Annotated in this window: 23 protein-coding genes; 16 read left to right on the forward strand and 7 right to left on the reverse strand. The window is 64.3% G+C overall.

From position 1 onward, the window contains the following. The first annotated feature begins 430 nt into the window (after nucleotides 1-430). Nucleotides 431-1372: a glycosyltransferase family 2 protein gene (locus AAC645_RS04190; protein ID WP_340314069.1), complete on the forward strand. Its 942-nt coding sequence runs from the start codon at nucleotides 431-433 to the stop codon at nucleotides 1370-1372. Between the two features lie 15 nt (nucleotides 1373-1387). Here AAC645_RS04190 and AAC645_RS04195 read toward each other — a convergent pair whose 3' ends face one another. Then, the gene (locus tag AAC645_RS04195; RefSeq protein WP_340314070.1) at nucleotides 1388-3853 is read right to left on the reverse strand and encodes a PAS domain-containing protein; all 2466 of its coding nucleotides are present in this window, start codon (nucleotides 3851-3853) and stop codon (nucleotides 1388-1390) included. A 179-nt stretch (nucleotides 3854-4032) separates the two neighbouring features. Here AAC645_RS04195 and AAC645_RS04200 point away from each other — a divergent pair, with 179 nt between their 5' ends. The 9 genes from AAC645_RS04200 (at nucleotide 4033) to AAC645_RS04235 (ending at nucleotide 12064) form a co-directional block, all read left to right on the forward strand. Further along, nucleotides 4033-4290: a DUF5818 domain-containing protein gene (locus AAC645_RS04200; RefSeq protein WP_340314072.1), complete on the forward strand. Its 258-nt coding sequence runs from the start codon at nucleotides 4033-4035 to the stop codon at nucleotides 4288-4290. 276 nt (nucleotides 4291-4566) lie between these two features. Next, a complete protein-coding gene (locus AAC645_RS04205; RefSeq protein ID WP_340314074.1) occupies nucleotides 4567-4845 on the forward strand; it encodes a hypothetical protein in 279 nt (92 codons plus the stop codon). Between the two features lie 175 nt (nucleotides 4846-5020). Beyond that, nucleotides 5021-5734: an extensin-like domain-containing protein gene (locus AAC645_RS04210; protein WP_340314075.1), complete on the forward strand. Its 714-nt coding sequence runs from the start codon at nucleotides 5021-5023 to the stop codon at nucleotides 5732-5734. A gap of 141 nt (nucleotides 5735-5875) precedes the next feature. Next, nucleotides 5876-6475, forward strand: coding sequence for an RNA polymerase sigma factor (locus tag AAC645_RS04215; RefSeq protein ID WP_340314076.1), 600 nt, complete (start codon nucleotides 5876-5878; stop codon nucleotides 6473-6475). Further along, nucleotides 6393-6668, forward strand: a complete 276-nt coding sequence (locus AAC645_RS20395; protein ID WP_422785793.1) for a DUF4880 domain-containing protein — start codon at nucleotides 6393-6395, stop codon at nucleotides 6666-6668. The genes AAC645_RS04215 and AAC645_RS20395 overlap by 83 nt, the downstream gene beginning before the upstream one ends. 398 nt (nucleotides 6669-7066) lie before the next feature. After that, complete coding sequence (locus AAC645_RS04220) at nucleotides 7067-8977, forward strand: HAD-IIIC family phosphatase (RefSeq protein WP_340314077.1); 1911 nt, start codon at nucleotides 7067-7069, stop codon at nucleotides 8975-8977. A gap of 5 nt (nucleotides 8978-8982) precedes the next feature. Continuing rightward, nucleotides 8983-9228 carry an acyl carrier protein gene (locus AAC645_RS04225; RefSeq protein ID WP_340314078.1) on the forward strand — a complete coding sequence of 82 codons (246 nt, stop codon included), beginning with the start codon at nucleotides 8983-8985 and terminating at the stop codon, nucleotides 9226-9228. Between the two features lie 23 nt (nucleotides 9229-9251). After that, entirely contained in the window at nucleotides 9252-10859 is a 1608-nt protein-coding gene (locus tag AAC645_RS04230) for an MBOAT family O-acyltransferase (RefSeq protein WP_340314080.1), read from the forward strand. Then, nucleotides 10859-12064: a hypothetical protein gene (locus AAC645_RS04235; protein ID WP_340314082.1), complete on the forward strand. Its 1206-nt coding sequence runs from the start codon at nucleotides 10859-10861 to the stop codon at nucleotides 12062-12064. Before AAC645_RS04230 ends, AAC645_RS04235 begins: the two co-directional genes overlap by 1 nt. 19 nt (nucleotides 12065-12083) lie before the next feature. Here AAC645_RS04235 and AAC645_RS04240 read toward each other — a convergent pair whose 3' ends face one another. From AAC645_RS04240 to AAC645_RS04250, 3 genes are read right to left on the reverse strand one after another with little or no spacing between them, the layout of a single operon-like run. Next, on the reverse strand, nucleotides 12084-13277 hold the full coding sequence (locus AAC645_RS04240) for a mechanosensitive ion channel family protein (protein ID WP_340314083.1): 1194 nt from the start codon (nucleotides 13275-13277) through the stop codon (nucleotides 12084-12086). After that, nucleotides 13274-14734 (reverse strand): putative O-glycosylation ligase, exosortase A system-associated, encoded by a 1461-nt coding sequence (locus AAC645_RS04245; protein WP_340314085.1) that lies wholly within the window; start codon nucleotides 14732-14734, stop codon nucleotides 13274-13276. The genes AAC645_RS04240 and AAC645_RS04245 overlap by 4 nt, the downstream gene beginning before the upstream one ends. Then, nucleotides 14727-14924 (reverse strand): hypothetical protein, encoded by a 198-nt coding sequence (locus AAC645_RS04250; RefSeq protein WP_340314086.1) that lies wholly within the window; start codon nucleotides 14922-14924, stop codon nucleotides 14727-14729. The genes AAC645_RS04245 and AAC645_RS04250 overlap by 8 nt, the downstream gene beginning before the upstream one ends. A gap of 63 nt (nucleotides 14925-14987) precedes the next feature. On the opposite strand from AAC645_RS04250, the gene AAC645_RS04255 reads away from it, so the two are divergent. Together AAC645_RS04255 and AAC645_RS04260 are read left to right on the forward strand one after the other, a co-directional pair. After that, complete coding sequence (locus AAC645_RS04255) at nucleotides 14988-16193, forward strand: TIGR04063 family PEP-CTERM/XrtA system glycosyltransferase (RefSeq protein ID WP_340314160.1); 1206 nt, start codon at nucleotides 14988-14990, stop codon at nucleotides 16191-16193. An 88-nt stretch (nucleotides 16194-16281) separates the two neighbouring features. Next, nucleotides 16282-17820 (forward strand): hypothetical protein, encoded by a 1539-nt coding sequence (locus tag AAC645_RS04260; protein WP_340314087.1) that lies wholly within the window; start codon nucleotides 16282-16284, stop codon nucleotides 17818-17820. Nucleotides 17821-17876: 56 nt separating this feature from the next. Here AAC645_RS04260 and AAC645_RS04265 read toward each other — a convergent pair whose 3' ends face one another. Next, a complete protein-coding gene (locus AAC645_RS04265; protein WP_340314089.1) occupies nucleotides 17877-18185 on the reverse strand; it encodes a hypothetical protein in 309 nt (102 codons plus the stop codon). Continuing rightward, nucleotides 18182-18376 carry a hypothetical protein gene (locus AAC645_RS04270; RefSeq protein WP_340314090.1) on the reverse strand — a complete coding sequence of 65 codons (195 nt, stop codon included), beginning with the start codon at nucleotides 18374-18376 and terminating at the stop codon, nucleotides 18182-18184. The genes AAC645_RS04265 and AAC645_RS04270 overlap by 4 nt, the downstream gene beginning before the upstream one ends. An 89-nt stretch (nucleotides 18377-18465) precedes the next feature. Here AAC645_RS04270 and AAC645_RS04275 point away from each other — a divergent pair, with 89 nt between their 5' ends. Continuing rightward, complete coding sequence (locus tag AAC645_RS04275; protein ID WP_422785794.1) at nucleotides 18466-19113, forward strand: S24 family peptidase; 648 nt, start codon at nucleotides 18466-18468, stop codon at nucleotides 19111-19113. Between the two features lie 12 nt (nucleotides 19114-19125). On the opposite strand, the gene AAC645_RS04280 is transcribed toward AAC645_RS04275, so the two are convergent. Then, a complete protein-coding gene (locus AAC645_RS04280) occupies nucleotides 19126-19305 on the reverse strand; it encodes a hypothetical protein (RefSeq protein WP_340314094.1) in 180 nt (59 codons plus the stop codon). A gap of 190 nt (nucleotides 19306-19495) precedes the next feature. On the opposite strand from AAC645_RS04280, the gene AAC645_RS04285 reads away from it, so the two are divergent. From AAC645_RS04285 to AAC645_RS04295, 3 genes are all read left to right on the forward strand, one after another. Further along, the gene (locus tag AAC645_RS04285; RefSeq protein WP_340314096.1) at nucleotides 19496-19708 is read left to right on the forward strand and encodes a hypothetical protein; all 213 of its coding nucleotides are present in this window, start codon (nucleotides 19496-19498) and stop codon (nucleotides 19706-19708) included. A gap of 121 nt (nucleotides 19709-19829) precedes the next feature. Beyond that, on the forward strand, nucleotides 19830-21881 hold the full coding sequence (locus AAC645_RS04290) for an autotransporter assembly complex protein TamA (protein WP_340314097.1): 2052 nt from the start codon (nucleotides 19830-19832) through the stop codon (nucleotides 21879-21881). Then, nucleotides 21881-26059 (forward strand): translocation/assembly module TamB domain-containing protein, encoded by a 4179-nt coding sequence (locus tag AAC645_RS04295; protein WP_340314099.1) that lies wholly within the window; start codon nucleotides 21881-21883, stop codon nucleotides 26057-26059. The genes AAC645_RS04290 and AAC645_RS04295 overlap by 1 nt, the downstream gene beginning before the upstream one ends. Nucleotides 26060-26067: the final 8 nt, after the last annotated feature.

Here is a 26067-nt window from a genome sequence, read left to right on the forward strand (position 1 = left end):
GATCATGATGTTACGACACGGAAATAAACTACGTCTGGACATTCCTATTTTGCCTCCTGTGATCGTTTTTGACGCGATTCAGCACCAACCCACCTCGAAAACCGATCCGCAGCTGGTGCCACATCTTGATTTTGTGTCAGGCGGCACCTTAGAAAGTGCACATTTGGAATGATCCTGCTGATGCGGCGCGGAAGAAGCTGCAAAGCATGCGCTCCTGTCGGGCGCGTGCGGGAAATCGCATAAAATATATCTGATCTATGATGTGCGGAATTGTTCCTGGGATCGTAGGTGAACGAATTCCTGTTTGGCGGAATATGCCACATCATATTGGCATTGCGGGACGTGTACTGGAGCGAAGGGCTCTTTCGTAACATTTGATATTGCACACCGTCTGCGACGCGTTAGTCGGCCATTCGGAGGATCATCAGCCATGCCCTCGTTGACCACCACGACCGAGAAATCTCGCCGGGCAAAGGTCTTTGTCATCGTCGCTTCGAAGGGGAGGCCGCGGGAAGTCTGCATATTGCGCGATCTCCTGCGGGCGCAGCGCGATCTCATCGGCAGGCTGATTGTGGTCGGTAGCGAAGCGGGGGACATCGAAGACGTTGCGAACGGCGATACGGATTGGATGCGCTGCCTGCTGGCCAGGGAGGCTGGCGCGGCGATCCAGAGGAACGAGGGCATCGCCTATGTCATGAACCACGAGCAGCCCGATCTCGCCCAGGACATCATCGTATTTTTCGATGACGACTTTCGCCCTGCCGGTGACTGGCTCGAACGTGCAGTGGGCGTGCTCTCCCACCGGCCGGATGTCAGCGCGCTGACAGGCCACATCCTCGGCGATGGGGTGAATGGCGAAGCCATCGATGAGCTGTACGCAAGGAAGCTGCTGGCGGGCGACGCTCCGCCGATGGCGCATTGGGCTGCGGGTGAGGAGCGCGAAGTAGGGTCCGTGTACGGGTGCAACATGGCCTTCCGCGCGTCGGTCCTGTCGGACATCCGGTTCGATGAAAATCTGCCTCTCTATTCCTGGCAGGAGGACCTGGACATCACCAGTCGGGTGGCGAAGCTGGGCAAGGTGCTTTACACACCGGAGTGCCAGGGTGTGCACCTGGGGGTGAAGTCGGGTCGCACAAGCGGGTTCCGATTTGGCTATTCGCAGATCGCGAACCCGATCTATCTGTATAAGAAGGGGACCTGCCCTTATAAACGGGCGGCGCGTTTTACGGCGCGTGCGATCGTGGGGAACGGAGTACGCAGTCTGCTGAAGCCGCGGCTGTTTGATTACCGCGGGCGATTTCGCGGCAACCTGCTGGCGTTATATGACGGGATGGTCGGCAGGCTCCACCCCCGCCGCATTCTCGATTTATAGCATCCGGTTCGCTTTCTAGCCCAGTTCGGCAATCGCCTTCATCAGCTCGGTCTCACGAAAAGGCTTGGTCAATCGCGGCATGTCGGGTGCGAGCGTCTCCGCGTCGGCATAGCCCGACACGATCAGAACCGGCAACTCGGGCCAGTGCCGCCTTATGCTCCGAGCAAGCTCCGCGCCCGACATGCCCGGCATCAGGTGGTCGGTTACCACGAGGTCGAAGCGCCGTCCCGCGCGCAGCAATCGTTCCGCTTCGTGAGCGCTCTCGAACTCCTCGGTCTCGTAGCCCATCCCCTGGAGCATGTCGGCCGTCGTGATCCGCACCAGCGGCTCGTCGTCCACGACCATGGCGCGGCCGCGGAATTGCGCTGGCGGTGCCGCTTCATCGGCGATCCGTGACTGGGTGCCGGCTGCATCGCATACCGGCAGCCACAGGTCGATGCGGGTGCCGAGTCCAGGCCGGCTCGCAATCGTCATCGTGCCGCCGAGCTGCGAAGCCAGGCCGTCGACCATCGACAGGCCGAGGCCGGTACCCTTTCCGACACCCTTGGTCGAATAGAAGGGCTCCACAGCCCGCCGCAGCGTATCCTTGTCCATGCCGGTGCCCGTATCGATCACGGCAAGCCGGACATAGGCGCCGGGCACGAGGCGCTCAGCCCCCGGGGAAGGTGCATTTTCGAGACGGGCGGCGATGGTGATGGTGCCGCCATCAGGCATGGCGTCGCGCGCGTTGACGCACAGGTTCAGGACAGCCATCTCGAGCTGGTTGTGATCGGCCAGGGCCGGCGGCAACGTATCCGGAACGTCGACATGGATCTTGATGCGCGGCCCGGATGTGCTGGCGACGAGTTCCGCCATGCCTTCGACGAGCTTTATCATCTCGACGGGACCGGGCTGAAGCGGCTGGCGCCGTGCGAAGGCCAGCAGACGCTGGACCAGGGTCTTGGCCCGCTCGGCAGACTGGAGCGCGCCGTCGACCAGCCTCGCTTCGCGCTCGGAAAGGCTGCCGCGGCGCTGGAGAAGATCGAGGCTGCCGATGATCGGGGTCAGGAGATTGTTGAAATCATGGGCGACGCCGCCGGTGAGTTGCCCCATCGCTTCCATTTTCTGACTCTGGCGCAACGTTTCCTGCATCTGCCGATAGGCCGCTTCGGCACGAACTCGCTCGGTGATGTCCCACACCATCTGGAAGGCGCCGATCTGGGCGCCTTCCTCATTGCGCAACACGTTGAATTTCATTTCGTAGATGCGCAAATCACTGCGATCCGGATAGCCGACTTCGCGGACGATCGTGAACTCCTCGCCGGCGAGGGCCCGTCCCCAACTCGCGTCCAGCAGAGCGCGATGATCGGGCATGGCGCCCATGGTGTCGGGAATACGTTCGCCGATCCTGGGTCTCTTTCCGTAGATGCGCTCGAACTCGGCTGCGCCTGCGCGGTTCACGGCCAGCCAGCGGTAATCGCAGTCGGCCACGAACACCAGGCTGTCGGTCTCCTCGACAATGGTGGCCAGAAGGTTGCGTTCGGCGGTGCGCTCCCTGACTCTCGCTTCGAGTGTCGCATTGCTCTCTGCCAGTGCAGCACGCGCTGCGTGCCTTTCGGTCACGTCCTGGACCACGCCCACCACGCGAACAGCTCGGCCATGTTCGTCGCGCTCGAACTCCGCGCGCCGTTCGATGCAGCGGATCTCGCCATTGTCGGGGCGCCTTATGCGATATTCCACGTGCGGATCCATCGTTTCGGATCGATGCCCCTCCCGACGTAATATGCTGTGCCGGTCCTCCGGCAATACCATCTCCTCGATCTCCGAGACGGGTATCACGGGGCGCCGCGGGAGGCCGAAGATACGGAAGAATTCGGCCGTGCCGACCAGTTCCTTGGTCGCACGGTCGATCGTGAATATTCCGACCTTGCCAGCTTCCTGCGCACGATGCAGGCGATGCTCGGATGCGGCGAGCGCTACCGCGGTTAGCCGTTCGGACTCCGCGCGCATGACGATGTCGGTCGTCTCGCTGATCAGCCCCTGTACCCCTGCAACCGCGCCGTCGTCGTCAAAGATCGGGGCAAAGGAAAATGTCCACCAGCGCGGCTGGGTGGCGCCGGCCGGTCCGATGTCCATCCGTTCGTCAACCAGCCGGGCCGCTCTGCCACCCAGTGCATCGCCATATACATCGGCGACGGACGGCCTTCTGTTTGACCAGACATCGTCGAAGCAAGCGCCGATGGCGGCATCATCAGTGCGTTGGGCCAGGATCGGGATATAAGCATCGTTGAATAACAGGGACCGGCTTTCTCCCCAGACCAGGAAGAGCGATTCCGGCGATGCGAGCATGTTGCGGAGCGTGATCCGGAGCACATCGGGCCAGCCGTCGGGCGGTCCCAGCGGATGGCTGCGCCAGTCGATCTGGGCCATGAGCGCCGCGGCACGGGTCGACGCGCCGAAATATCGGGCGATTTCCGCCTCGTCGCGAGGATCTGATGTCATGGCGACGACCATGTCCTCCGAACAGATGCAGGCGCCGCAGGAACGCTTCTAGGCCGCGGCGGCTCAGCGGCAATGGTGGCAGTGGGTCCCAGCATCGCGATTATCGCTCTTGCGCGGTGCGATAAAGTACGTAGTCTCACGGGCGGAGAGGATGCTTCCAGTGGGTAGGGAGCATGTCGATGCAAGACACGAATGCCGGTCATGCACGCTGCCGCCAGACCGGGCGGCTCATCGCCAAGAGCAACTGCTTCGCGCTGCGGTGCGAGGACGGTGGCGAGTTCTGGCTCGAAATGGATCGCATTCCGCATCATCTAATAGACCAGCGCGTCGACATCGACGGCATCATGTTCGGCAAGACCCTGATCGCCGTCGAGGGGATCGGCCCCGCGCTCGATCCGGCGCTAATGACTCCCTTGCCGTCGCCGGTGATGCCCTAAGGCGCTGAATTTCAGGCAAGCCCCGTTCCCCTCTCAAGCCTGCGAAGATGACGTGATGCTTGGCGTCGCGTCAAGGCACGGCTGGACCAGCGTCACGCTACGCGCTCCCGATGCAGCGGAAAATATGCGCAGCTGTGAGCACCGTCACTGCGCGAACCGTAAAAATATGTGAACGCTGTGTTGCCGGGTCTGGCGTACCCATCGGTACGCTTTCTCGCTAAAATGGCTGGCAACAGTGGGACGGGCATGGCGCCGGCCCTGTCGTGGAGACCTGTTATGGCATATCTGCAATTGGAAGTGCCGCCCTCGACCGCACCTGCCGGATCTCGCAGCACGGTGCGTCCCGCCACGGCAAAGCCGTCAACGCGGCGGGCTCGTTCGAAGGTGCCGACGTGGATCGCTGCGGCCTTCGTCATTCTCCTGCTGCTCGCAATCCCCGGCTATGTCGCGGCGCGCGCGACCGAGTCGGTAGCAATGGGTATTCTCGGCGCCGATCTGGTGTTCCTGCTCGCCGTCGCCGGCTGGTCGGCGGTTGCGGGAGGCACCCGCCGCTAGGAAGGGATTCGGAAGTTGATGTTCTGCTGCTCGCCGCAGCAGGCGCGCAGTGCCGTCCGGTCGGCAACTCGTGGAGTAACTGCAGCTCTTCGCAATGCCGGTCGCGGCATCGCTGAACCCGAGCGGGAGGATCTCCTCGAGAAATCCGGGGCGGCCCAGGCGGGTAGTGCGTTGCATGCGCATGGCCCGGCTCGGTTATTCCCTGTTTCTGCTCATGCTCGGGAGCGTGGTGGGGCTTGCCGTGCTCAACTGGGTGAAGGGACATCCGCAGGACATTCCCTGGACTCCGCTGTCTCTGGCCGATCCGGTCGGGCGATTCACCAACCTGAAGATCGCGCGGCTGCGGAACGATTTTCCCGCCTGTCGCCGGCTGCTGGACCAGGCGAGCGAAGACTATCGCGTGCTGCCGCCACTGCGCGGCCGCGGCGCGTGCAGCTATTCCGATCGGGTGCGGCTCGAGTCGTCCCCCGACTTGTCCTATGTGCCGCGCGCGGAGGTCTCCTGTCCGATGGCAATTGGATTGTTCCTATGGGAAAGGCAGGTGGTCCAGCCTGCTGCGCTGCGGTATTTTGGGCGGCCAGTGAAGCGGATCGAGACGTTCGGCAGCTATGCCTGCCGCCCGGTTCGTGGCATTGGCGAGCGGCGCTGGAGCGAACATGCGCGGGCCAATGCGATCGACATCGCCGGGTTCCGGCTTGCCGGCGGCAGGAGGATCGGCATCGCCACCGACTGGACGGGCGGGCAGCGAGAGGCGGCCTTTCTGCGCGAGGTGCGGACGGGGGCGTGCAGTATGTTTTCCACCGCATTGTCGCCGGACTACAACCGCCTGCACCGCGATCATCTTCATCTGGACCAGGCAATGCGGGGCGGTTGGAGCTTCTGTCGCTGATTTCTCATCAGTTAACAGAGTTGCCTTACAATGATGCTGCAGAAGCGAGATCGGTACTGGACATGCGATCTCAAAGATGGTGTCGTGGCGCGATAGTGACATGCGGGAGCGGATCGGGTCGACAGTATCAAAGGAACTGCCGTGACGGGTCTCGTCGAGCGTATCGACTGGTTTAAGGGGAGCATACTGCCCCATCAGGGAGCGCTGCGGGCGCGTCTGCGCCGGGCATTGGCATCGGAGGCCGATCTCGACGACCTGGTTTCGGAGGCGCTGGTCAGGGCCTATGGCGCCGAAGATTGGGCGAACATCGCCAATGGCCGACAGTATCTTTTTCGGATCGCCCGCAATGTCCTGATCGACGATGCCCGGCGCAATGCGATCCTGTCCTTCGATAGCGTCGCTGATCTGGACGACACCCAGGCCGACAGCCGCACTGAAACCGGAATCTCCGCGCGCGACGAGTTGCGCCAGGTACAACGCGCGATCGAGGCTATGCCGCCCCAATGCAGGCGTGTATTCATTCTGCGCCGGGTGCATGAGCGTTCCATCGCGGAGATAGCGGCGGAGATGGAGTTGTCCGTTTCCACCGTCGAGAAGCATCTCGGCAAGGCGGTGCAGTTGCTCAGCCGCGCCATAGCCGAGATGGAGGAGGGTACCTTTGAACGGGGCGGATCGGCCGGAGAGCGACCAGGAGCGGCGGCAGGAGAGCGCAGCGCGCTTTTTCGTCAGGCTGCTCGATGACCGCTCGGCTGCCCTGCAGGCCGAGTTCGACCATTGGCTGAACGAGGACCTCCGCAACGCCGTGGCGTTCGCGCGGATCGATGCTGCCTGGGATCGAGCCGCTATGCTCCAATCCGTCGCGCCGGCGCCCGATCATGACCCCAATCCGCCCTCCACGGTGGAAACCCCTGCGCGAGGCCATAGCCAGCAATAGCCGCTGGGCGGTTTTGGCCCCACGCCAGCGGCCGGCGCGATCCGGCGTGCGACGCGGCGCGCATCCGCCCCATGGACACCGATTCCCGCTTCGTGCGCGGTGGCGTCGGCAAAGCTATCCTCCGCCTGCGCGAAGAGGCGGCATGGGCCGCGGGCTTCCGGCGCGTCGACATGGCCGCGACGCTGTCGGCGTGCCGCTCTACGCCGCCTGCGGCTAGGAGGTTGTAGAGCATATCCGCGCGGTTGCGCCCAGGCGGCGTGCCGGTGCCGCTCGTACGGATGGGCAAGACCATTGCCTTTGATGTCGATATATCGTCGTAAAGGCACAGATGACTACCGCCAGCACCTTGCCCATGCCTCGACATACGAGCGAAGCCACTGCCCTGATCGGAGCACCGGGTGAGTGACCGGCCGGCGCAGGCCCACCCCGAGCTTTCCTGGTTGCCTGAGCCGCCATCGACATGGGGCGCCGGCCTTGCTGTCGATCTGGCACCCGAGGAAAGCTGGTCGCATCTGAAGAGTCTTGCCGGTTATCGCCTCGGCGGCTTGGCGACGGTTCGGCTTGATCGCCGGCTACAGCGCCTGTTCGGCGACGAGCCTCCACCCGATCTTGCAACGAAGCCGGTGCGCCTTGCGGTGCTTGCCTCCTCGACCGTGGATCACCTGTTGCCGGCCCTGCGCATCGCTGCGTTGCGCCGTGGCCTGTGGCTGATCATATATGTCTGCGACTATGGCCAGTATCGGCGCGAACTGCTCGATCCCGGCTCCGCGCTCCATGCTTTCCGGCCCTCGGCCATATTGTTCGCCCTCGATGCACATCATCTCGCCGGGAGCTTCCGCGTCGGCGAGGGTGCCGCCGCCGAAGGGCGGGTCGAACGGCTGATCGACGACCTAGCCTCCTTGTGGCGGGCGGCGCGGTCATCGTTCGGCTGTGCCGTGCTGCAGCAGACCGCACTCCCGCTTTTCCCCATGCTGATGGGCAATAATGAGCATCGGCTGGCCGGTTCACCCGCCGCGGCGATCGGCGCTCTGAACGAGCGGCTGCGCACCCGCGCCGACCAGGACGGAGTGGACATCGTCGCGTTGGACAGCAGGGCTGCGCAGGATGGCATCCGCGCGTGGCACGATCCGATGCTGTGGCACCGTGCCAAGCAGGAAGTGCATCCGCTGGCCGCGCCGCTATATGGCGACATGGTGTCCCGCCTGCTTGCGGCGCAGCAGGGCCGTTCGTTCAAATGCCTGGTGCTCGATCTCGACAACACTCTGTGGGGTGGGGTGATCGGCGACGACGGGCTGGACGGGATCGTCCTGGGCCAGGGCAGCGCACTGGGGGAAGCCTATACGGCGTTCCAGCGCTATGTGCTCGACCTGTCGAAGCGCGGGGTGATTCTTGCACTCTGTTCGAAGAACGACGAGGCGAACGGGCTCGAGCCGTTCGACAAGCATCCCGAGATGCTGCTGCGGCGATCCGATATCGCCTGCTTCGCGATCAACTGGTCCGACAAGGTCGCCAATATCCGCCAGATCGCCGAACGCCTGAATATCGGCCTAGACGCGCTGGTGTTCGCCGACGACAATCCGTTCGAGCGCAATCTGGTCCGGCGCGATCTGCCAATGGTGGCGGTGCCCGAACTACCGGAAGACCCTGCTCTATATGCGGAGTGCATCGCCGACGCCGGCTATTTCGAAAACAGCCAGCCGACCGAGGAGGACCTCGAACGCACCCGCCAATATCAGGCGAACGCCCAGCGCGAGACGCTGCGCGGCTCGACCACCGATCTCGAATCCTATCTGCGAAGCCTCGATATGGAGATGCGCTGGGGGCGCTTCGACACCCTCGGCAAGTCCCGCATCGTCCAACTCATCAACAAGACCAACCAGTTCAACCTCACCACGCGCCGCTGCGCCGACGAGGAGGTGTCGGCGCTGATCGCCGACGATCGCGCACTGACCCTGCAGATCCGGCTCACCGACCAGTTCGGCGACAATGGCGTGATCGCGATCGTTGCGGGCCGCGAACGCCAGCCGGGCGACATCTGCATCGACACCTGGCTGATGAGCTGCCGGGTGCTCGGCCGCCAGGTGGAAGAGGCTACCCTCAACCTCGTCGCGGCCGAGGCGCGGCGGCTCGGAGCGGTGCGGCTGATCGGCGAGTATATTCCGAGCGCGAAAAACGCCATGGTGCGGGATCATTATGCGAAGCTCGGATTCGCGCTGCTGGAGGAGAGCGGAGAAGGGGTCACCCGCTGGGTTCTTCCGCTCGACGACTTCGCGCCGAAACCGACTTTCATCAACAGCGTAGGGGGCTGAACGGCATGGATCAGGCGCAGATAGTGGCGCAATTATCGGAGATATTGGGCGAGGTGCTCGATGCTCCCGATCTCGTGCTGACGCCTGAGACGAGCGCGGCAGATGTCGCGCACTGGGATTCGATGACCAACATCACTTTCGTCGTCGAGGTCGAGAGCCGCTTCGGCATCAAGTTCAAGACCGCCGAGATCGAGGAGATGCGCAACGTGGGGGACATGATCGCCATGATCCTGGAGAAGCGGTCGAAATAGACCGATAGCGCGGGGCGGGGGCCATGCTGTTCAATTCCTACGAGTTCATCCTGGCGTTCGTTCCGATCGTCGTGGCGATCTATTACGCATTCGGGCCGCAGCGGCGCTCGGCGGCGCTGCTGTGGCTCGTCTTCACCTCGCTGCTCTTCTATGCGTGGTGGCGCCCGTTCAACGTCGTGCTGATCGCGCCGTCGATCGCGATCAATTATCTTCTCGTCACTCTGCTGTTACGCCTCGACGATCGCAGGCCGCGGCTGGCGACGGCGCTGTTCTGGGCCGGAATCGCGTTCAATCTCGCCTTCCTCGGCTATTTCAAATATCGCAATTTCTTCTTCACCGCGGTCAACGATGTTGCAGGCAGCTCCTTCTCGCTCGATGATCTGATCCTGCCGCTGGGCATATCGTTCATCACCTTCCAGAAGATCGCACTGCTCGTCGACGTGCGGGCAGGGCGGGTCGCCAAGGTGAACCTGCGCGACTACGCCTTGTTCGTGCTGTTCTTCCCGCAGCTGATCGCAGGGCCGATCGTCCATTATCGCGAGCTCATGCCGCAATTCGCGGCCGCCGACGGACAGGTGCGGAGCGAGGACTTCGCGGTCGGGCTGACGCTGTTCTTCACCGGCCTTTTCAAGAAGGTGATGATCGCCGATCCGATTGCGGCGCTGATCGCGCCAAGCTGGGCGTCGGTGGCGGCGGGCGGTCACCCTGGGCTGGCGCAGGCCTGGGGCGCGGCGCTCGGTTACATGCTCCAGCTCTATTTCGATTTTTCGGGCTATTCGGACATGGCGATCGGTGCGGCGCGGCTGTTCGGCATCAAGCTGCCCTACAATTTCGATTCACCGCTCAAGGCCACCAGCATCATCGATTACTGGTCGCGCTGGCACGTGACGCTGACCCGCTTCCTGACGGCCTATGTCTTCAGCCCGATCAGCCTTGCGCTCACCCGCAAGCGCGCTGCGAAGCGGCTGCCGGGCATGGCGGGCCGCCGCACCACCTTGAAGGCGTTTCTCGTGCTGCTCGCCTTTCCAACGATGGCGACGATGGTGCTGGCCGGAGTGTGGCATGGCGCGGGGTACCAGTTTCTCCTGTTCGGTGCGCTGCACGGTATCGCGCTGGTGATCAACCATGGCTGGCGGCTCCGCCGACCGCTCTGGTGGCCGACCGGAAACAGGAGTGCGACGATCACGACGCCGGGGTCATGGGCGCTGACCTTCATGTTCGTGATCGCAGTCGAGGTGTTCTTCAGGGCCTCGTCGGTCGCCGCCGGCATTGAAATCCTTCGTGGCATGGCTGGCGGCAACGGCTTCACCCTTCCGGCCGCGATCGCCGCACGGTTGGCTCCCGGACTGCCGGTCGCCGCCGCCTTCGAGAGCGGGGTCGAGTTCGTCCAGCTATGGGGACTGATCGCAATCGCGCTATTCGTCGTCCTTGCCTTGCCCAACAGCTATGAAATGCTTGCCGATCACGCACCCGCGCTCGGCTTCAAGACCCGCCCGTCGGGCCAGACCAGATTGCTCGAACGCATGACCTGGGCGCCGTCTGCGCGCTGGGCCATCGGTCTGTCAGGAGTCACTGCGCTGGGGCTGCTGTCGCTGAACCGCGTCAGTGATTTCCTGTATTGGCATTTCTGATGGCGAACGGCTCGCAGGCGCTGGGATATTGCAGACGCTGGTCGGCGACCCTGTTGCTGCTGATCGCATTGGCAGGGCTGATCAACGCTCTGGTCGATCCCTATCTCGTGATGGGCGCGCCACGGATCGCGGGACTGAACGCCGCGAAGCCGGTGACGATCAGCCACACGCAACTCGCCAAGGATTATCTTGTCCAACGCATCCCCGCGCGCGGGCTGATGCTCGGCAGCTCCAAGGTCGAAGTCGGCCTCGACCCTGCCAGCGCCTCATGGCCGGCGGATGCCCGGCCGGCCTTCAACTATGGTGTACCCGGCAGCGGCATCCATGACGCCCTCGCCAATCTGCGCCGCACGATAGCGCAGCACGAGGTGCGCCGCGTCCTGATCCTGATCGAGCTCGAGGAATATATGCGGCCGGAGGCAGCCAGCGGAGCTGCGTTGCCGCAGGCCAGCCCGACTCCCGCGCGGTTGGAGGCTTTTCGCAAGGCGGCCGGTGACAAACTGCTGGCCACATTGTCGACCGATGCCTTGCTGGCGAGCGCGACCACGCTGCTGTCGCAACAGGATCCGAACGTCATCGATCTGTCGCCGGCTGGTACGATGAGCGAGGGTGGCTTCCGCAAGAGCGCTGCGTCGGACGGTTCCGATGCGTTGTTCCTGCAGAAGGACAGGATGCTGATCGCCAGCTTCGCCGATATGACGGCAAGGCTGAAGGCCAACCCCGATGCGCCGCTCGCGCGGCTCTCCGCCTTGGACGAACTGATCGTGGTGTGTCGGCGCCACGGTATAAAGCTCGACATCGCCATCGCGCCTTTTCACTCGGATTATCTCGACGCGCTGGATCGCGCCGGCCTGTGGCCGCGCTATGAGCAGGCTAAGCGCGCCCTGGCGGCGCTGGTGGCGGACAGTGGGCAGGGCCGGGTGCCACTCTGGGATTTCCTCGGATATGACCGCTTCTCCACCGAGCCGATCCCCGCACCGATCGACCGGGTGAGCGCGACCCGCTGGTTCTGGGAACCGAGCCACTTCAAGCAGCCGTTGGGGGAGAAGATCCTCGCCACCATCTACCGCGGCGGGCAAGACTATGGCGTGCCGCTGACGCCCGGCAACGTCGAAGCGCGATTGCTGGCCGAACGGCAGGCAAGGCGCGGCCATCGGGCAGAAGACAGGGCGGGCCTGGACCGGCTGATTCGCGCCAGCCAGTAAGCACTGCCCGGCTCGTTCGTCACCCGACCTTTCGAGGCGCATTCGCCGATTCCGGCACGGCGTAGGGCATGATCATGGTGCCATCCGGGGCTGCGGTGAAGGTCGTCTGCGTTGGATAGGCGAACTCGATGCCTTCGCGCGCAAAAGCCTCCAGGATCGTAATGCAGATTTCGTGACGGACATGGTTAAACACCTCGCCGTCCTCGTCGATCACGTCGAAGACCAGTTCGAAATCGAGGCTCGACGCGCCGAAGGCGGTCATCTGGCAGTGCAGGAAGGCGCTCTTGTCCTGCCGCGTCACGATCCCCTTCACCAGATCGGGGAGCCGGCGCAGCACTTCCGGCGGGGTCTGATAGGTCACGCCGAGCATCAGCGTCGCGCGTCGACGCGCGGTGTGAGCCAGATTGTGCAATTCCTTGTTGAGCAGGTTGGTGTTGGAGATGACCACCTCCTCGCCGGTCGCAGCGCGCACCCGCGTGGTCTTCAGGCCGATTGCTTCGACGGTGCCGATGGTCTGGTCCCACTTGACCGTGTCGCCGCGGCGGAATGGCTTGTCGAAGATTATCGCCAGCGATGCGAACAGGTCCGAGAAGATCCCCTGGGCGGCGAGGCCGATGGCGATGCCGCCGATGCCGAGGCTGGCGACCAGACCGGTGATGTTGACCCCGACATTGTCGAGGATCAGCAGGGTCGCGACGATGAAGCACACCGCCGTCACCAGCACCCGGATGAGGCCGATCGCCGATCCGAGCGTCGAGGAATTACTCTCGTCCTCGCCCGCCCGATGTTCGGCGATGCCGATCAATATCTCGCGCGCCCACAGCGCCGCCTGGATCGAGGTCGCGACGATGAACAGGAAGCGGATCGTATCCGCGACCATCGCCGGCGGCATCGCATAGCCGCTGACGATCCTGGCCGCGAGCATGATGATGAAGAACAGGTTGGTGCGCGCGACGGCCCGGCCGAGGATGCGCGGCCAATGGCCGATATGCCTGCGCCGGCACATCCTCGTACCGAGCATGCGGAGCCCGAACAGGCCGGCCACGATTATCGCGCCCGCCAGCCCCGCCAAGGCGATGCTCAGATAATGGCTTTTGGGCCACTCTATGATCTGGATCCACAGCTGCTGCAGATCCGCGGTCGACTGTATCAGGGGACCACCCACGGCGCTGCTGGCGAAATTGCCGTTCACTTGCATTCGAACACCCGTCATTTTTCGCTCATTGTTCCCCAACGAGGCTGCGTCCGCCGCCGTTCCGCCATCGTCGGTTGGGGCGTGGGAGCTTCGGGATGAGGTTCCGCTTCCTGCTCGACCTGTGCCTGTTCTTCGGTTTCGATCTCGCGCCGGCGCTTGCGGAACGGGTTCCAGGCCCGCTTCTTGATATGGGTCTGCACATAGCGGTCAAAGCCAATCTCCACCGCGATCATGAGATAGATGAACGGCTGGAAGGCGATTCCCACGAACGAGCCGCCCAGCATGTAGATCAGGTGGCCGTTCTGGAGTGCTGCCGCCAGCGGGGAAACCCAGGCATTCTCACCCTGGTGCTTGCGGTAGGTTCGTCGGACGACCTCCATCCGGACGATACCGATCAGATGCACAATCAGGAAGATCGCCAGCCCCGGATAGCCCTGTTCGCCGAGCATTTCGAAATAGGCGTTGTGGAAGGCGCGGCCGGCATCGTAGCCGATCATCTTGACCACCGTGCCGTCGGCGGTCGTATAGCTCATGTCGATCTCGAGCTTGTTGCCGAGAAAGCAATTGAAGCCGCCGCCGAACGGGTGGTCCTTCGCATAGTCGATCGTCCACTTCCACACTGCCAGCCGGGTCGAAGCCGAGGCATCGGCGTGATAGCCCTGGATCGTGTCCATCCGCTGGGTGTAGCTTTTGGGCAGGAAGGGAATGCCGGCGATGACGATGGCAGCCATGATGCCCAGATAGGTCATCCGCCGCCGCGCCGCGCGAAGCTCCAGCACAGCCATCAGCACGATGCACAGCAGCCCGGTGCGGGTTTGAGTGCCGATTGGGATCAGCAGGCAGGCGAAGGCGAAGGCATACCAATAGAGTTTCGAGAAGATCGTCGGGACCACGATCGTCGAATATTTCGCCATGTACAGGATCAGCGGGATCGACGCGATTGCGAAGGCCGAGATCGTGCTGCTTTCGTACATGCCGCTGTTGTTGGCGACCATGAGATTGAGGGTGCCATAGCCGCCGCCGCCGGCCAGCGTCTTCACGCCGCCGACGATCGCGATCGACGAGATCGACAGCAGCATGAACAGCAGGATGCCTTCGATGCGAACTCGCGTGTACAGTGTGACCGGCACGAAGATGGCGAACACCATCGCCTTCCACACCCAGTCCCATTTCTGCAACGCCGCGTCCGGATAGTCTGCAGTAGCCGTCGTATAGGCGCACAGCAGCAGCAGGACGATCAGCAATATCTGGCGCGGGGTCGGCTTGCTCAGGCTCTTATCGTCGTTGATCGCCCAGCCGGCGAAGGACGCCACGAAGACCATAAGCGATATCGGGACCGAACTCAGCAGATAATAGGACAGCCGCTGCGGCGATACGATATCGACATAGATATAGGTGCATAAAAACAGGAACGGCCGCCGAAATCCGAGGATCATGATCCCGACGAGGAAGCCGATCAGGAAAAGGTCACGCACGGTTCGAGCCGGGCCTGGTTTCGCCGGTTTCCACGCCCGCACGCCTTGGCGTCTGCTTCTTGGGGAGGACCGGCTTGAAATGCCGCCCCGTCTCGTTCGGCTCCTCGTTGAGGTGGGGGTGGACGAGCATCTTGAGCGCGACGAAGCCGAGCAGGAAATGGGCCAGCAATAGCGACAATGTGTCGATCATGAACGGTGTCCCGACCCGATTCCGGTTGACAATGAAAGCCTCTTCATGCGCGTTCCGTCGCAGATGAAGGTTCTCCATATCTTAGATCATAGCCTGCCCATCCACAGCGGCTATACTTTTCGTACGCGGGCGATCCTCAAGGCGCAGATGGCAATGGGCTGGGACGTGCTCGGCGTCACCGGGCCGCGCTATAATGCGCCGCTGCCCGATCCGGACGAGGAGGAGGGCCTGAGCTTCCGGCGGACGCCACCGGCCCGGCCCGGACGATCGCCGGTCGGTGAGTTGCGCGAAATCGGCGCGTTGGCCAAGCGGGCCGTCGAAGTGGCTGCCGAGTGGCGGCCCGACATCATCCACGCTCATTCGCCGGCGATGATCGGCCTGGCCGGTCTGCGCGCCGCTCGCCGGCTGAAGATTCCGTTCCTGTATGAGATCCGGGCCTTCTGGGAAGATGCCGCGGTGGGCAACGGTACAGGCCGCGAAGGTTCGGCGATGTACCGCCTGACCCGCATGTTGGAGACGCATGTCGTTCGGCGGGCGGATGCGGTGTCCGTCATCTGCGAGGGCTTGCGGTCGGATCTGGTGCGGCGTGGCATTGTGGCGGACAAGATCATGGTGTCGCCCAACGGCGTCGACCTTGATCTGTTCGGCGATCCCCCGCCGCCGGATGCGGCGCTTGCGGCGCAACTCGGGCTGGGTGGCGCCGACGTGATCGGCTTTATCGGTTCCTTCTACGACTATGAGGGGCTCGATGACCTGATCGCGGCGATGCCGATGCTGGTCGCGCGACGTCCGCAGGCGGTGCTGCTGCTTGTCGGCGGCGGGCCGATGGAGGTGGCGCTGCGCGCCCAGGCTGCCGCGTCGCCGGTTGCGGACCGGATCCGCTTCGTCGGGCGGGTGCCACACCAGGAGGTGGAGCGCTATTACAGCCTTACCGACATATTAGCCTATCCGCGCAAGGCGATGCGGCTCACCGATCTGGTCACGCCGCTCAAGCCGCTGGAAGCGATGGCGCAGCGCCGGCTGGTCGCGGCATCGAACGTAGGCGGCCACCGCGAACTGATCGAGGATGGGGTGACCGGCACATTGTTCCGGCCGGACGATCCGGTGGCGATTGCCGAGGCGCTTGCGAGGCTGCTCGATAATCGGAGCGGCTGGAACGAGCGGCGCGATATCGCCCGCGCCTTCGTGGAGCGCGAGCGTAACTGGAGCGTGAATGTCGCGCGCTATCGGCCGGTCTACCAACGCTTGACCGCCGGCCAGGCACGCTGAAATAATATGCGCCCATCTGTTTCGGCAGCAAGTGAATCCCAATTTCGCCGTAATAGTAAGCGATAAGACTTTGCATATGGGCGTTCCGATGGTTCAGAAGCAGACGCGTCGACGATCCAGCCTCGTCATGGGGGCGCTGTTGGCGCTGCTGTTGGGAATGGCCGCGGCATTTTTCGTGTTCGCCGTGCCGATCCACATGCTCGAGGCGGTGACGACGACAACCCGGCTGTCCAGGCTCATGGTCCAGGCCGAGCCGCCGATATCGCCCAATGACCGGATGCTGCTCGCGGTGCTGGCCGGCATTCTTACCACGGGTATCGGCTGGGTGCTGGTGGATTGGCTGCTGTTCGGCCGCGCGGGAATGCGGACGCTGATCCGGGAGCGTGAGGACGATTATGAGGACGAGGAGGGCGATGCCTTCCGGCCCACCGATCCGCTCGACCTCGTGACCCCAGTCTCGCTGCCCACAGGTGACTGGAATCCGCCCGCATTCGGCGATGCGCGACGTCCTCTGTCGGCACGAACGGACATCGGCGATCCGCCGCGGCTCGGCATGGTGTTCGGCGAAACTCCGGTGGCGCGCCCTGGCATCGATCAGCAGATCCCGCCGATCAACCTCATACTTCCCGGTGCTATGGGCTCAGCCGCCGCTGCGCCGCCGCCGTTCCATGCGCCGTCGCTGCAACCACCGCCGCTGCAGTCGACCGTGCCGCCGCCATTGTTCCCGACCCCGCCTGCAGGCAGCCCGAAGCCTCCGACACCGCAGGCGCAGGGCGTGGGGCTGTGGGGGGCACCGGAGAGCAGGGACGCCGATGGTCGGCTTCCGGGCTCCTGGCCGCAACTCGATCTACCCGACGCACATGCCGCTCGGCAGGACTTGGTCTCGCCCTCGCAACCAGCGGAGGGGCTGCCGATGGCGGGCCCGCCGATTGCCGGGCTGCCGAGCTGGCTGCCGGCCCCGGGGCTTCGACCCGATCCCGAGCCGCCGGCCGAGCAGTCCGTGTCCCCGGCGGCATCGATCCTGCCCGAACCATACGCCGCCCAGGTAGAACCCGTTTTGCCGGAGCCAGTTGCTGCCGTGCAGCCGGTGCCGCCGATTCAATGGTCGGCGTCAGTACCCACGCCGGTGCCGGCGCCTTCGGCCTCTTCTGTTGCGCCCGAGGCCTTCCTCACTCAGCCGGCCCGGCGAGCTGTTCCGCAGCAGCAGGTTGATGAGCCGCCGCCTGTGCAGGGCAGTCCTGTACAGCTGCCGGCGGTTCGCGCATCGTCCGAGCCGGGGTTCGATCGAGCGAGACTGGAGGATCTGCTGGCGAGGCTCGAGCGTGGTCTCCAGAATCGCCGTTCATTGGCTGCACCGGCCTTGCAGGCGCCGGCTGCTACGCCGCGCGCCGCCCTGCCGGCCGGCTATGCCGCGCCGCGGCCGGTAGCGCCGCCTCCCGCGGAGGTCCATGGAGTGCTGCCCGCTCATTCGCAGCTACAGCCGCTGCTTCATGCCTATGCCGCCGCGCCTTCACCGCAGCCAGAAGCGACGCCCGCGCCTCGACCCTTTGGGGGGAGCCGAGACGAACTGCTCGACCAACCCCTGCACGTCACGCTCGAGCTGCTGCGCAGCATGGTGAAGCGCTGATCTTAGTCCAGGGTCCAGGCCCTTTTATTTGCGACTCATAAAATACCGGTCCGAACCTAATTGGCGATGGTCATCGCATCGAGCCTGACCAAGGCCTCTCCGTCGCTGCGCTCGATGCCCGAGATCCGGATTTCCGCAATCATATGCCCGGGTATCGCGAAGTCCGGGCCACCGATCTCCTCGCGCAAGGCGTCAAGCGCATCGTCGATGCGAAGCCCGCTAAATCTCAGTTCGATCTGATGCCGGCCACCGTCGAAGGTGAGGCTTTGCCATGGATCGCTTTCGCTCCGTCCCAGCACGGTAGTCGCTAGGGCTCCGCACCGGCGGTCGATTCGGCTGGTGATGGCCTTGACGGGATCGCTCATCGCGCACCGTTCAGCCGCTGCCTGGCGGAAGCCAGATAGGCGCCGACACGTCGGATCGTCCCGTCACGCGGCTCGCGGCCGCGGCGGAGCGACGCAACGAAACCGGGATCGCCCATCGCCTCCCGGCCGAAACGCGAGGCGGGAACGCCGCTTTCGCGTAGATAGCGTTCGATCGTCGACAGCAGATGCATAATCAGGATTCCTCGCGACTCATTCGTTCGCTCTATGTTCTCATTGATTTCCTACTTGTCTAGGAAAAATCCTATCGATAATGGAGGCTATGGCCGATGACATCCGCACCGCGCTTGACGATCTGATCCGCGACAGCGGTGAGGATTACAGCGCCATATCGCGTCTGCTTGGCCGCAATCCCGCCTATATCCAGCAGTTCATCAAGCGCGGCACGCCGCGCAAACTGGCCGAAGAGGACCGTCTCAGGCTCGCTGCCTATTTCCGTGTACCAGAGGAAAGGCTCGGCGGCCGCCCGGGGCGGGCGACACCGGCCGCCAATCTGGTGGCGGTGCCGCGGATCGAGATCGGCGCGTCGGCGGGCCCCGGCGGTATTGCCGAGATCGAGGAGAGCGGCGCTCCCATAGGGTTCGACGAAGCACTGCTCCGAGGCTTCGGCGTACGCCGGCCCGAGATGCTGTCGATCATCCGTGTCGCAGGAGACTCCATGGAACCGACGCTGCGCGATGGGGATGACATATTGGTCGACCGGTCGGCAACGGCCGTCCAATCGGGTGCGATCTATGTGCTGCGGCTAGACGATATGTTGATGGTCAAACGCCTCGTCAAGGAAGCTGGCCGCGAACTGCCCTTCGTCATCCGCAGCGACAATTCCGCCCATGCCGATATCGAGGACTATCATCCGGCAACGGTGCGGGTAATCGGTCGTGTGCTGTGGTGCGGGCGGCGCGTTGCCTAGACCAGCCAGCCTCTAGCTACCGCGGCGATCCGCCAGATACAGCGCCACGGCGATCGCCGTCCCGACGACCGTACCGATCACGGTCCCCAGCGAGGGTTGGCCCATGCTCGCGCCGCCGATTGCGCCGGCGAGAACCGAAAAGGCGATGATTGCCCCGCCTGCGCGCGAAGCCTTGCCGCTATGTTGTTCCATCGCTGCCCCATGCCATGCCGGTCAGCTTTGCGCCAGCGCGCGTCCCGCCTGTACCGCGATGGTACCGATCGTCCCGTGGCGGGACTTGGTAAAGCTTCTGTCGACCATCAAAGCCCAGCTTCTGCGGGATTTCCCATTTTGTGGCACGCAGCTTGAGTGGTGAGGCCAACTATCACCGGAGGCCGATCGCTTGGAAGAATTATTCTATATCGCAAATCGCAACAGCATCGACCAGGCGCAGGACCTACTCCAGCAATATGGCATGCTGGCCATGGACGAAGCAGCGGCTCGCAGCCGGCATTACCGCGAGCTCGGAAACGCGATTCGGTTCTGCGAGTGGCGGCAGATCGAGCGCTTCCTGGTGCTGCTAAGCCAGGATGTGCCGGTGGGTACCGTTCACTGAATCGAAGCGCCTGATCGGAGCCAGGGTCGGCTGGCCGCTGCTGGTCGCGCCTGAGCTTCGCGTGGACGCTGCATGTCACTAGCCTCTGGCGGGCGGTGCGCCCTGTCGCTAGGGTTGGCGGATGAGTGCCGCCCGCACGCCGCTCCGTGCTCCTTCGATCATATTAGGTGCAATCCTGTGCGTGTCGGCGCCGACATCGACGTGTGCTCAGTCGCGGTTGGAGCAGGGGAACCCGCCACCGCCACAGCTAGAGCCGGCACCGTCACCGGCCGTCGGCAGCGAAACGGTGCTGCCTGCGCTCGATCCGTCGACGGAGATGGCGCCGATGCCGGACATAGAGGTCGAATGGCCGGAGCCCGATCAGGCGCCGCCGCTGCCCGTTGCGAACGTTCCTGGCGCCAGCCCCGTCGAGGCGCCGGTAAGCGATGCGCCGACCGAGCGACGCTATCGTGTCGCGATCGACGGACTCTCGGGACCGGAGGGCATCGCGGTCGAGAGCGAGGCGGCGATCCGCAGTCGTTTCAAGCCGCTGTCTGCGCTCGAGGAAGGCAAAGGCAGCGGCAATACTGCCCAGATCGACCGGCGTGCGCGGCAGGACGAGGCGCTGCTGATCCAGTTGATGCGCGCGGCCGGCTATTATGATGCGGACATCAATACGCGCATCGAGGAGGAGAATGGCGGACGGCTGCTCGTTACGCTGCTCGTTGAGCCGGGTGCGCTCTATACGCTCTCGGCTATCGATCTGCCGGGACTCGATCAGGCCGGTGACAGGGCCGAACATCTGCGCGACGCCTTCGCCCTGAAGATCGGGCAACCGGCGGATTCGGACAAGATCTCGGCGGGACAGGCGGCGCTGAAGGCCGAACTCGGTCGCGAGGGCTTCGTATTCGCGAAGGTCGGCGATCCCCGGATGACGGTCGATCATGACGAACATGGCGTGGCGCTCGCAATGCCGGTGGAGCCGGGCTTTGCCCAACGGATCGGCCACATCGCCATAGAGGGCAAGCGGCTGTTCAGCGCGAAGCACCTCAGCCGGATCGCGCGCTTCCGCCCGGGCGATGTCTACGATACTACAAAGATGGAGGACTTCCGCCGCGCTCTGATCCAGACGAGCCTTGTTTCGTCGGTCACGATCAAGCCGATTGCTACCGCCGACCCACATGTCGTCGACGTGTCGGTGAAGCTCGAGCCGGCCCCACCGCGCACGATATCGGGGGCGATCGGCTATGGCACCGGCGAGGGCTACCGGCTCGAAGCGAGCTGGCAGCATCGCAACCTGATCCGGCCAGAAGGGGCCGTCACATTCCGCGGAGTGCTCGGCACCCAGGAACAGTCGTTCGGGGCGATCCTGCGGCGCAACAACTACAAGGCACGCGACCGGGTGCTCACCGGCCAGCTACTGTTCAGCCATCTCGACGAAAACGCGTTCGAGGCGCGCAGCATTACGCTCGGCGCTGGTCTGGAGCGGCAGACCAACATCATCTGGCAGAAGAAATGGACATGGTCCTACGGCGGCGAGATCACGGCGTCGAAGGAGGATGACACCGTAAAGGCGACGGGCGCGCCGCGGCGGCGGAAATTCCTGACCGGTGCGCTGCCCACCAGCCTGTCCTATGATGGGTCGGACGATCTGCTCAACCCGAGCCGCGGCTATCGTCTCGCCGCGCGCGTGTCGCCCGAGCTGTCGCTGCAAGGCGGCGCCTTCGGCTATGTCAAGGCGCAGATCGATGGCAGCAGCTATCTGCCGATCGGCGGTCGCACCGTTATTGCCGGCCGGGTGCGGTTCGGCTCGATCATCGGGGCGTCGGCGGAACGGATCGCGCCGACCCGGCGCTTCTATGCCGGCGGTGGCGGATCGGTGCGTGGCTATGGCTATCAGAAGATTGGCCCGATCGACGTCAACGGCGATCCCGCCGGCGGCCGCAGCCTCGCCGAATTCTCGATCGAGGCGCGGATCCGATTCGGGGATTTCGGCGTGGTGCCGTTCCTCGACGGCGGCAACCTGTACGCCGCGCGCCTGCCGACCTTTCGGAATATGCGTTACGGCACCGGCCTGGGCGTTCGCTACTATACCAGTTTCGGGCCGATCCGGGTCGATGTCGGTACGCCGATCAATCGGCGGAGCGGCGACTCCCGGATCGCGGTCTATGTCTCGCTTGGCCAAGCCTTCTGATGGCGCAGGATGTCACCACCATGGAGCAGCGGGTGGTCGCCTGGCGGGGGCGGCATCCCATCCTGCGGGCGGTCGCGATCGGGCTGCTGTCTATCCTGCTGCTGATTTCGACCGCGGTGTGGATGCTCGACAGCGGGCCGGGGCACAGGCTTATCATCGACCGGATCAGTGCGCTAAGGCCGTCATCCGGACTGCGCATCCGGATTGGGCGGATCGATGGCTCGATCTGGAACAAGGCGACGCTGCGCGATCTGCGCCTGTACGACAGCGCCGGCCTGTTCCTGGAAGCGCCGGAGATCGACCTGGACTGGAGGCCGGCGGCCTGGGTTGCGAACAAATTGTGGATACGCAGCGCCGAATCCGACCTGCTGATCCTGCATAGGCTGCCGAAGCTCAAGCCTTCGCCCAAGAAAGGCCCGCTGTTGCCGGGTTTCGACATCCATGTCGGGCGGCTGAGAATCGAGCGCCTGCGTCTCGAGTCCCCGGTTGCGGGCCGCCGGTTGACCGCGCGGATCGATGCCAGCGCGGATATCGCCAAAGGCCGCGCGCTGCTGAAGCTGAACTCATCGTCCAATGCCGGCGACCGGCTGGCTCTTCAACTCGACTCGGAACCGGATAATGATCGTTTCGACATCGATGCGAAGCTGATCGGTCCGGCCGACGGCGTAATGGCGGGCGCGACGGGCTGGAAACGGCCCATAGATGGGGTGATATCCGGGACGGGGCGTTGGGCGAGCTGGAAGGGGCGGGCCACGCTGGATGTCGGCGATATCAGGCTCGTGGAGCTAAGGCTTACTGCGAACAGCGGGAAATACGCGCTCGACGGCACCCTGGCGCCGAGCAGCTTCCTCAAGGGAAAACTCCAGCGGCTGAGCGCCCCCACGATGCGGATCGATGGCGCGGCGACGCTCGCGGACCGCCGCATGGCGGGATCGTTGGCCGTCAAGACTCCGTCGCTCGAGATTGTGAGCTCGGGCACGCTCGACCTGGCGAACAGCGCCTTCGAAGACGTGGTGATCGATGCCCGTCTGCTCAAGCCGCCAGCTCTGTTCCCGAACATGACCGGACGCGACGTGCGGCTCCACGCCACTCTTGATGGCCCCTTCGGTACCGCTGCCTTCGGCTATGCGCTCACCGCGGATCATGTCGCGTTCGACACGACCGGATTTGATGGGGTGCGGGCGGACGGCAAAGGCCATTTGTCGGCTTCTCCGGTCAAGCTGCCGGTGAAGCTGTCTGCGCGGCGCGTGACCGGGATCGGCGATGTCGCTGGCGGTATCCTCGGCAACCTCAAAGTCGATGGCGTGTTGCTCGTCACCGCGACCAAGGTCAGCGGCGACGGACTGAAGCTGAGTTCGGATAAGCTCGGAGGGAATCTCTCGGTCAATCTCGATCTGAGGACTGGGCAGTATGATGTTGCCCTGGCAGGGAAATTGCTGCGCTACTTCATCCCCGGTATCGGCATTGTGGATGTCAATTCGGAACTGAAGGTCGTGCCCGGCGCTGGCGGCCGCGGAACGATGGTGGCAGGGCGCGGGCGTGCATGGGTGCGTCGGTTCGACAATGGTTTCCTGCGATCGATGGCCGGGGGCCTGCCGAGCATCGATACCCGGCTGCGACGCGGCCCCGATGGTGTGCTACACTTCGACCGGCTGGTGCTGACCGGTCCCGAAATCCGGATCTCGGGCAATGGCTATCGACGCCGCGACGGGACATTCTACTTCAAGGGCAGCGGCAGCCAGGCGCGCTACGGTCCACTTCAACTGACCTTGGATGGTAATATCAGCCGGCCGAAGATCGACCTGCTGCTCGCATCACCGCTATCGGCGCTCGGCCTTGCGGACGTGTCGGTCAAGCTGATGCCGACGCCGCAGGGCTTCGCTTACACCGCCTCTGGCGGCTCGCGGCTGGGCGTGTGGGGGAGCAATGGCTCGATCCTGCTGCCGTCGGGCCAGGCTGCTACGATTGCCGTGGCCGAAGTCGCTGTCAGCGGCGCCAGGGGGAGCGGCGGCCTGCGGTCGGATCCGGGCGGGTTTACCGGCCGGATCGATCTCGCCGGTGGCAGCGTCACCGGTCCGCTGCTGTTTTCGGTAGAACGCGGCCTGCAGAAGATCGAGGCGCATCTCCGGGCGCAGCGCGCCAGCTTTGCCGGCCCGATGCCGTTCACCGTCGGGCGAGGACGGCTCGACGGCACGATGCTGCTCGATCCGGCAGGCATCCAGGCCAAAGGCACGGCCGGCGTGCTCGGCGCGACGATGAATGGAATTACGCTGGGGCGGGGCCGGGCCGATATCAGCATGACCGGCGGCAGCGGCAGCGTGACCGCCAACCTGGCGGGATCACGGGGGCGCGGTTTCCAGCTCACCACCGTCGCCCGCTTCACTCCGGATAGCCTTTTGTTGACAGCTGAGGGCGCCATCGACCGCCGCCCGATCCGCATCGAAACGCCTGCGGCCTTTCGGCGCGATGGCGATGGTTGGCGGCTCGATCCGGCAATGTTGAGCTTTGCCGGCGGGAAGGCGACGATTGCCGGCCGGTTCGGTGGCGCCGCCAACGAATTGAAAGCCGGCGTCCAGTCCATGCCTTTGTCGGTGCTCGATATCTTTTTCCCGCAGCTCGGCCTGTCCGGCGTCGCCACGGGAGACATCGATTATCGGATCGAGCGCGGCGCCCGCCATCCGACCGGTCGCGCCAATCTGAAGGTCGCCGGCCTGTCGCGATCGGGGCTGGTGCTGACCTCGCGCCCTGCCGATGTCGCGGTAGCCGCGGTGCTGACCGATAGCGTGGCCGCGGCCCGGGCGGTGGTGTCGAGCGGCGGCAAGGTGATTGGACGGGGCCAGGCTCGGATCGCGGGTTTGCCGGCCACCGGCACGCTGCCGGAACGGCTGCGCAGCGGCAATTTGTTTGCGCAGATCCGCTATGGCGGGCCGGCCGACACGCTGTGGCGGCTGATCGGGATCGAGACGATCGACATATCCGGGCCGGTCGCCATGGGCGCGGACATCAGCGGCACGGGTGCAAATCCGCTGATCCGCGGTTCGCTGCAGTCGAGCCAGGCGCGTCTCGAAAGCGCCATTACGGGAACCGTGATCAGCAATATCACTGCTTCGGGGCGGTTCGACGGATCACGGCTGCTGATCGACAAGCTCGGTGGCCAGACGAAAGGCGGCGGCACGATCAGCGGCCGGGCGGCATTCGATTTCGCTGGCGGCAAGGGTATCGGCATGGATGTCGCGATCGATGCGCAAAATGCCCAGCTGCTCAACCGCGACGACATCGGCGCCTCGATCACCGGCCCGCTGACGATCAGGTCCGACGGCAATGGCGGCACGATTGCCGGCGACGTTCGGCTGGTGCGCGGCCGATTCCAGCTGGGCCGCGCTGCGGCGGTAGCGACGATCCCGCAGTTCGAGACTATCGAACTGAACCAGCCGGACGACGATGGTATGATCGTCCGGCGGGCACCTTGGCGGCTGGCGATCAAGCTCGACGCCCGCAACCAACTGGCGGTGACCGGGCTTGGTCTCGACAGCGAATGGCGTGGCAAGCTCGATCTCGGCGGCACCATCGACAATCCGGCGATCAACGGTAGGGTCGATCTGGTGCGCGGCGGCTATGAGTTCGCCGGCCGGCGCTTCGATCTCGATCGCGGCTCGATCCGCTTCCTCGGCGAAACGCCTCCCGATCCTTTGCTCGACATAACCGCCAAGGCGAACCTCAACGGCGTCAGCGCGACCATCACCGTATCAGGCACGGGCCAGCGGCCGGAGATCAATTTTTCGAGCATCCCGGCGCTGCCGGAAGACGAGTTGCTCTCGCGGCTGCTGTTCGGGACGTCGATCACCAATCTCTCTGCGCCCGAGGCGCTGCAACTTGCTGCGGCAGTTGGATCGCTGCGGGGCGGGGGTGGGGGGCTCAACCCGATCAATGCGGTGCGGCGTGCCGCCGGTCTCGATCGGCTGCGCATACTGCCGGCAGATCCGACGATCGGCGCCGGCACTGCGGTCGCCGCCGGAAAATATATCGGTCGGCGCACCTATGTGGAGGTCATCAGCGACGGGCAGGGTTATTCGGCCACGCGCGTCGAGTTTCAGATCACGCGCTGGCTGTCGCTGCTGTCGAGCATTTCGACGATCGGCCGGCAGAGCGCCAGCGTGAAGATATCCAAGGACTATTGAGCCGAGAG

The organism is Rhizorhabdus argentea, from assembly GCF_037861105.1.
In the GTDB taxonomy this organism is placed as follows: Bacteria; Pseudomonadota; Alphaproteobacteria; order Sphingomonadales; family Sphingomonadaceae; genus Rhizorhabdus; species Rhizorhabdus argentea.

Excerpts from the sequence above, each read along its gene's own strand:
- AAC645_RS04190 (WP_340314069.1), top strand. The coding sequence starts at position 431 with ATGCCCTCGTTGACCACCACGACCGAGAAATCTCGCCGGGCAAAGGTC.
- AAC645_RS04195 (WP_340314070.1), bottom strand. The coding sequence starts at position 3,853 with ATGACATCAGATCCTCGCGACGAGGCGGAAATCGCCCGATATTTCGGC.
- AAC645_RS04200 (WP_340314072.1), top strand. The coding sequence starts at position 4,033 with ATGCAAGACACGAATGCCGGTCATGCACGCTGCCGCCAGACCGGGCGG.
- AAC645_RS04205 (WP_340314074.1), top strand. The coding sequence starts at position 4,567 with ATGGCATATCTGCAATTGGAAGTGCCGCCCTCGACCGCACCTGCCGGA.
- AAC645_RS04210 (WP_340314075.1), top strand. The coding sequence starts at position 5,021 with ATGCGCATGGCCCGGCTCGGTTATTCCCTGTTTCTGCTCATGCTCGGG.
- AAC645_RS04225 (WP_340314078.1), top strand. The coding sequence starts at position 8,983 with ATGGATCAGGCGCAGATAGTGGCGCAATTATCGGAGATATTGGGCGAG.
- AAC645_RS04230 (WP_340314080.1), top strand. The coding sequence starts at position 9,252 with ATGCTGTTCAATTCCTACGAGTTCATCCTGGCGTTCGTTCCGATCGTC.
- AAC645_RS04235 (WP_340314082.1), top strand. The coding sequence starts at position 10,859 with ATGGCGAACGGCTCGCAGGCGCTGGGATATTGCAGACGCTGGTCGGCG.
- AAC645_RS04240 (WP_340314083.1), bottom strand. The coding sequence starts at position 13,277 with ATGACGGGTGTTCGAATGCAAGTGAACGGCAATTTCGCCAGCAGCGCC.
- AAC645_RS04250 (WP_340314086.1), bottom strand. The coding sequence starts at position 14,924 with ATGATCGACACATTGTCGCTATTGCTGGCCCATTTCCTGCTCGGCTTC.
- AAC645_RS04255 (WP_340314160.1), top strand. The coding sequence starts at position 14,988 with ATGAAGGTTCTCCATATCTTAGATCATAGCCTGCCCATCCACAGCGGC.
- AAC645_RS04260 (WP_340314087.1), top strand. The coding sequence starts at position 16,282 with ATGGTTCAGAAGCAGACGCGTCGACGATCCAGCCTCGTCATGGGGGCG.
- AAC645_RS04265 (WP_340314089.1), bottom strand. The coding sequence starts at position 18,185 with ATGAGCGATCCCGTCAAGGCCATCACCAGCCGAATCGACCGCCGGTGC.
- AAC645_RS04270 (WP_340314090.1), bottom strand. The coding sequence starts at position 18,376 with ATGCATCTGCTGTCGACGATCGAACGCTATCTACGCGAAAGCGGCGTT.
- AAC645_RS04275 (WP_422785794.1), top strand. The coding sequence starts at position 18,466 with ATGGCCGATGACATCCGCACCGCGCTTGACGATCTGATCCGCGACAGC.
- AAC645_RS04280 (WP_340314094.1), bottom strand. The coding sequence starts at position 19,305 with ATGGAACAACATAGCGGCAAGGCTTCGCGCGCAGGCGGGGCAATCATC.
- AAC645_RS04290 (WP_340314097.1), top strand. The coding sequence starts at position 19,830 with ATGAGTGCCGCCCGCACGCCGCTCCGTGCTCCTTCGATCATATTAGGT.
- AAC645_RS04295 (WP_340314099.1), top strand. The coding sequence starts at position 21,881 with ATGGCGCAGGATGTCACCACCATGGAGCAGCGGGTGGTCGCCTGGCGG.